The 6000-nt window shown below is 52.5% G+C and carries 4 protein-coding genes and 4 tRNA genes; 2 read left to right on the top strand and 6 right to left on the bottom strand.

Annotated features, from left to right (window positions below; translation table 11 throughout):
• The 5 genes from CVU69_13310 to CVU69_13290 all read right to left on the bottom strand — a co-directional run.
• Window positions 1-108, bottom strand: a 108-nt coding sequence (locus tag CVU69_13310) for a hypothetical protein (protein PKN11306.1), incomplete at its 3' end; no start/stop codon positions are given.
• Window positions 109-224: 116 nt separating this feature from the next.
• A tRNA-Thr gene (locus CVU69_13305) sits at window positions 225-300 on the bottom strand.
• Window positions 301-333: 33 nt separating this feature from the next.
• Window positions 334-410 (bottom strand) — tRNA-Gly (locus CVU69_13300).
• Between the two features lie 105 nt (window positions 411-515).
• A tRNA-Tyr gene (locus CVU69_13295) sits at window positions 516-600 on the bottom strand.
• Window positions 601-650: 50 nt separating this feature from the next.
• Window positions 651-726 (bottom strand) — tRNA-Thr (locus CVU69_13290).
• A 250-nt stretch (window positions 727-976) separates the two neighbouring features.
• Here CVU69_13290 and CVU69_13285 point away from each other — a divergent pair.
• The gene (locus CVU69_13285; GenBank protein PKN11301.1) at window positions 977-2020 is read left to right on the top strand and encodes a hypothetical protein; all 1044 of its coding nucleotides are present in this window, start codon (window positions 977-979) and stop codon (window positions 2018-2020) included.
• A 362-nt stretch (window positions 2021-2382) separates the two neighbouring features.
• Entirely contained in the window at window positions 2383-4230 is a 1848-nt protein-coding gene (locus CVU69_13280; GenBank protein PKN11300.1) for a phosphoenolpyruvate carboxykinase (GTP), read from the top strand.
• Between the two features lie 88 nt (window positions 4231-4318).
• Here CVU69_13280 and CVU69_13275 read toward each other — a convergent pair whose 3' ends face one another.
• On the bottom strand, window positions 4319-5728 hold the full coding sequence (locus CVU69_13275; GenBank protein ID PKN11305.1) for a peptidase: 1410 nt from the start codon (window positions 5726-5728) through the stop codon (window positions 4319-4321).
• Window positions 5729-6000: the final 272 nt, after the last annotated feature.

Genomic DNA, 6000 nt, shown 5'->3' with positions numbered 1-6000 from the left:
CATAACTTTGGTGATTGCTGCCGTCAGAGTTGTCTTCCCGTGGTCTACGTGACCGATCGTGCCAACATTGACGTGTGGTTTGTTTCTTTCAAATTTTGCCTTGCCCATGATTCAGTTCCTCCCTATTCAAGATCTCTTTTTGCTCAGCATTTAGAAGTGTGATCGGCATTCTTTACTGCCACGAATCAAAGTCAAGAAAAACGCGAAAACCCCGCAAGAATTCCTGGAGCCCACAACCGGATTTGAACCGGTGACCTCTTCCTTACCAAGGAAGTGCTCTACCTACTGAGCTATGTGGGCTCATTCATTCTTATCGGGACGCTTTATTTGTTTTGGAGCGGGAAACGGGGCTCGAACCCGCGACCCTCAGCTTGGAAGGCTGATGCTCTAGCCAACTGAGCTACTCCCGCCAAAACAAACCTTTTGTTGGACTCAACTTCATCGTCATACCCAGTCCGTACGGCTTTTCGCCTCCTGGAAGATGACAACGCTCTTCATCCGGCAAGTATAATTTATGGTGGAGGGGGAAGGGTTCGAACCTTCGAAGTCTACGACGGCAGATTTACAGTCTGCTCCCTTTGGCCGCTCGGGAACCCCTCCAATGGGGTTCATTATTATTAAATTGTTTCCCTCGTTATCCCTGCTGCTAATGGAGCTGGCGACAGGAATCGAACCCGCGACCTGCTGATTACAAGTCAGCTGCTCTACCTACTGAGCTACGCCAGCACAGGTCGGCACTTATACACCCGAAAAAAGTAAATTGCAAGAGCAAAATCAGCACGGGGTCACCAACTCGACAGAACCGGTCTTATAGCCGATCCGCTTTCGACTGTCAACAAATCTTTGGCGGGCGATGATTTTTTAATTTAAAGGCGATGCACACAGTCGGCACAAAGTAGCTTTGGATTTTAGTGCACATGCAGTATGCTTTGATTTCAGATAAATATACCGTCAGCGCTCAAGGAGTAAGTGATCTATGATTTTTTTCGCCTATTTTGGCATCCTTGCCATCGTCCTTCTGACCGGCTACATTTGTCTCCCTTTCTTGCCTGCCTTTGCCTGGGCGCTGATCATCTACCAGGCGGGACTCCCTTTACAGCAACGGTTGCAACGACACTGCTCCCCGCTACAAACCTCCCTGCTCATGCTCTTTATCGTTCTTCTCACTATCATCGTCCCAATCACCCTGCTCGGCGGTCAAATTATCATCGAAGCATCCGCGGCCTACCAGCGCCTTGAAGCTCAAGGGTTCACAACTCCCTCAGCAGAATCGTTGCGACAACTGCTTCTTAATTCCCCCCTCCCGGCCCCGCTGCTTAATTATTTGGCCGGGGACACCCTCGAAGAGACCCTTCTCGTTCATGCAGCAGAACTTGGCAAAGCTATCGTCACCTACTCCTCCGCTTTCTTTACCCGGGCGGCCATCAACGTCGGCTCTTTCCTCTTCAGCACCGTAGCCTTTCTCTTTCTTTACTTCTGCGTTTGTTCCGCAGGGCCAACTTGGCACAGAAAGATCATCAGTGCCGTTCCGATTGAGTACGACATGGGATCACTTCTCTCCCGACTGGCCGCTGCCGCCGCCGGCCTCTTTTGGGGAGTCGCCGGCACGTGCCTTGTCCAGGGGATTATCGGGGGCACGATCTTTCTGTTTCTGGGCCTCCCCTCCCCGCTCCTCATCGCCGCCCTGATCAGTTTTTGCGCCCTGGTTCCAGTTATCGGCACCGCCATCGTCTGGGTCCCCTTTGTCCTGTGGCTGGTAATCAACGGCGCTTGGATAAGAGCTCTCATTCTCGCTCTCTCCGGCATCTTCATCATCGGCTCAATCGACAACATTACCCGCCCACTCCTCACGAAAATCAGCGGAGCACAACTTTCCACCCTCACCGTCACACTTGGCGCCATAGGCGGACTCACTGTCTTCGGTCTGACTGGACTGGTTATCGGCCCCTTGGTCTTGGAAGCCTTCTCCTGGCTGCTCGATCGCTTGAGTAAAACATCTCCAGAGGCCGCGCCTCAATAATTTCTCCAATGTTGAACAGACAGCACGCGCCACAGGCAAAGTTTCTTCGGAGGACTTGCAGCTATTATCATGCGCCGCAGCAATAACTTTGTTCGAAGGGCTGAAAGTTCGTTTTTGCCTATTCAAACCAGTGTCATTGTTGCAGGATTATTTTTACTGAAAATTAAAAGCTTGCCAGAGAGAAGTCGGCATACAAAGGGAGAAAAGTCACATAAAAACATCTTTCTACTTGGAAAGAAGGACCGATCTATGTATAGTTTGGCGGTAAAATTCTGGGGTTGAGCAACAAGTTGTTGTGCTGCCTTTACGCTTATCGTGGAGATTCTGCGGAATGTCCGACCATTCGGAAGGAGACAAGAGGAATGAGTAACGCATTTACCAAGAACGAAGCATTGCTGAACTGGGTCGCCGAGGTTGCGGGGCTATGTGAACCGGAGCGGATTCATTGGTGCGATGGTTCTCAGGCTGAGTACGATGCCATGTGTGCGCAGTTGGTCAAGAGCGGCACCTTTATAAAGCTGAATGAGCAGAAACGCTCCAACAGCTACCTTGCTTGCTCCGATCCCGGGGATGTGGCCCGCGTTGAAGACCGGACCTTTATCTGCAGTCTTTCCAAGCAGGATGCCGGCCCGACCAATAACTGGGTTCATCCGAAAGAGATGAAAGAGACCCTGGCCAAACTTTTTAAAGGCTGCATGCAGGGTCGCACCATGTATGTCATCCCCTTCAGTATGGGGCCCCTCGGTTCACCGATCGCCAAAATCGGCATTGAGATTACGGACTCCCCTTATGTTGTCGTCAACATGAAGATCATGACCCGGATGGGCAAAGCTGTCCTCGACGTACTCGGCGATGGTGAATTCATCCCCTGTCTGCACTCGGTCGGCGCCCCCCTCGCGGTCGGACAGCAAGATGTCCCTTGGCCATGCAACAAAGAGAAATATATTGTTCACTTCCCCGAAGAGCGCGCCATCTGGTCCTATGGCAGCGGTTACGGTGGCAACGCCCTCCTCGGCAAGAAGTGTCTGGCCCTGCGCATCGCCTCCAAACTGGCCAAGGATGAAGGGTGGCTGGCCGAGCACATGCTTATCCTCGGCATCGAATCGCCGCAAGGGGAGAAGACCTACCTCGGCGCCGCCTTCCCAAGTGCATGCGGCAAGACCAACCTGGCGATGCTCGTCCCGCCGGAGGTCTTCAACAAGAACGGCTGGAAGATTACCACCATCGGCGACGATATCGCCTGGATCAAGCCCGGACCCGATGGCCGCCTCTACGCCATCAACCCGGAATACGGTTTCTTTGGCGTAGCCCCCGGCACTTCGGCCAAGACCAATCCGAATGCGATGATTTCCTGCGCCAGCAACAGTATCTTTACCAATGTTGCCCTCACCCCGGATGGTGATGTCTGGTGGGAAGGGATGACGGATGAAGCACCGGCAACCCTGACCGATTGGCAGGGGAACCCCTGGACGCGCGACTGCGGCCGCAATGCCGCCCATCCGAACTCCCGCTTTACCTCTCCGGCGAGTCAGTGTCCCACCATCGACGCCGAATGGGAGAATCCCAAGGGCGTACCGATGGCCGCTTTTGTCTTTGGCGGCCGCCGTAACAACGTCGTTCCCCTCGTCTACCAATCCTTCAACTGGAGCTTCGGCGTCTACCTTGCCGCCACCATGGGTTCAGAGACGACTGCCGCCGCGGTCGGCGCGGTCGGCAATGTCCGCCGCGACCCCTTTGCCATGCTCCCCTTCTGCGGCTATCACATGGCCGATTACTTCGGCCACTGGCTACAAGTTGGCCGCTCAACGCCAAAACCACCCCGCATCTTCAGTGTCAACTGGTTCCGCAAGGATGCTGGCGGCAAGTTCCTCTGGCCCGGCTACGGCGAGAATATGCGCATCCTCAAGTGGATCGTTGAGCGGGTCAACGGCAATGCCGCCGCGGTCGAAAGCCCCCTCGGCTGGATGCCGCGCTACGAAGACATCGACTGGACAGGCCTGGAAAGTGTAAGCCGTGAGCAGTTCTATGATCTGATGTCCGTTGACCGGGGTCTCTGGAAAGAGGAACTCGTCTCCCACGAAGACCTTTTCGTCAAAATGTATGACCGGTTGCCCAAAGAATTCCTGCATATGCGACAACTGATCCTCTCCGGCCTGTGGCGTTCACCGGAACACTGGGAGCAGACCGATACGAGTGTCGTTGCGGATTAATCTCTTCTTCTTTCACTCCCGAAGCAAAAGGGCGGGCGATGCAACTGCATCGCCCGCCCTTTTTATGGAACTCCAGCCGCGAAAACCATCACTCCACCTTTACGGCGATATAAAGAAAACTATCGCCACGCCGCACGAGCAACCGCACAATGTCACCCTTTCCATACGTAGCCATGGCCTTTTTATAATCATCAAGAGAAGTAATCCTGTGCCCGTTGACCTCCTTGATGATGTCGTTGAGCTGGAACCCCGCTTCGGCAGCAAGGCCCTCTTCATCCAGCTCAGCAATCACCACACCTGAAGTTTCTTGCGTGCGCATATGTCTGGCCAACTCAGCTGTCAATTCGCGCACCTTTATCCCCAGTGGGGCACTGCCATCACCGAGCGTATTACCTGATGCGACATCCTTGAGGCGGTCAATGACAACGCTTGTCTCCGCCTCATTTCCTCCCCGCAAATAGGTCACTTTTACCTTTTTACTGACCGGCGTTGCAGCGACAAGACGGGGCAGGTCATTCATCTCCTGAATTTTCTTGCCGGCAAAGGTCACAATAATATCACCGGCCTTGAGTCCGGCCTTCTCTGCCGGGCTCTCTGCCACAACCTCACTGATCAAGGCTCCTCTTTCATCCTCCAGTCCGAATGATTTGGCGAGATTCGCCGTTACTGGCTGAATCATCACTCCCAGCCATCCCCGTGTCACCTTCCCCTCCTCTTTCAATTGTTCGACAATCGACTTGGCCATGTTGACGGGAATAGCAAAGCCAATCCCCTGACCGCCGGCTATAATCGCCGAATTAATGCCGACTACTTCGCCTTTGATATTAAAAAGGGGGCCACCGGAGTTTCCCGGATTAATCGACGCGTCGGTCTGGATAAAATCATCATAGGGCCCACTGCCGATCACCCTCCCTTTGGCGCTGATTATTCCGGCCGTCACCGTCTCCGCCAGACCAAAGGGATTACCGATGGCCAGAACCCACTCCCCAATCTCAATGGTATCGCTATCGCCGAGTCGAACCGCCGGTAGCGCGGTCTTGCTCTCAATCTTGATCAGGGCGAGATCAAGTTTTTCGTCGCTCCCCCTCACGGTCGCCCTGAATTCACGCCCATCAGAAAGCTTGACGTTGATCTCATCAGCTTTGGCCACTACATGATAATTTGTCAGGATATAACCATCGCTGCTGATGAGAAATCCTGAGCCGAGACTCCTTTTTTTCATCCCTTTATGCTGCCGCCACTGTTCTTCGTAAAACCGCTCAAAAAAGTCATCAAAGGGTCCGGGATTAAACGGATCATACAAAAAATTAGGATGCGGCTGGCGCGGCATCTTGATCTTGGTGGCGGTGTTGATATTTACCACTGTCGGTTTCAACTCTTTCACTAGTGGTACAAAATCAGGGAGAAGGGGTATAGCCAGCACCTGACTTGCCATGAAGGGAAGAAGGATACTCCAGACTAAAAGGCAAGAAAAAAGACGCGTCACATTTCTTCGCATAATAATGACCTCCGAGTTCATGGGGGCAGTTGAAAAGTGGTCAATTAAAGTGCCAGAAAAATTTTCATCTGCCGGTTCCATTTTGATCAAACAATGTCATAACTATAAGTCAAAGTGCATTGCTGTCAATCTGTGCAGCGCTAAATCTAACCGTCGAATGTTTCTTGACAATCTCTATTTTCTAAATAACAATGTTATGAAATTAAATTTATTAATTTCACTATCTATGTTCAATTGACTTAATTCACATCCGTTTTTACCTGATAAAGCGT

The organism is Deltaproteobacteria bacterium HGW-Deltaproteobacteria-4 (assembly GCA_002841765.1).
Classification (GTDB): domain Bacteria; phylum Desulfobacterota; class Desulfuromonadia; order Desulfuromonadales; family UBA2197; genus UBA2197.
Note: the sequence above shows the minus strand (reverse complement) of the source record. Positions and strands in the feature narration are given on the sequence as shown.

Bases quoted from the DNA above. Each gene is read 5' to 3' on its own strand.
- CVU69_13285 (PKN11301.1), top strand. From the start codon at position 977: ATGATTTTTTTCGCCTATTTTGGCATCCTTGCCATCGTCCTTCTGACC.
- CVU69_13280 (PKN11300.1), top strand. From the start codon at position 2,383: ATGAGTAACGCATTTACCAAGAACGAAGCATTGCTGAACTGGGTCGCC.
- CVU69_13275 (PKN11305.1), bottom strand. From the start codon at position 5,728: ATGCGAAGAAATGTGACGCGTCTTTTTTCTTGCCTTTTAGTCTGGAGT.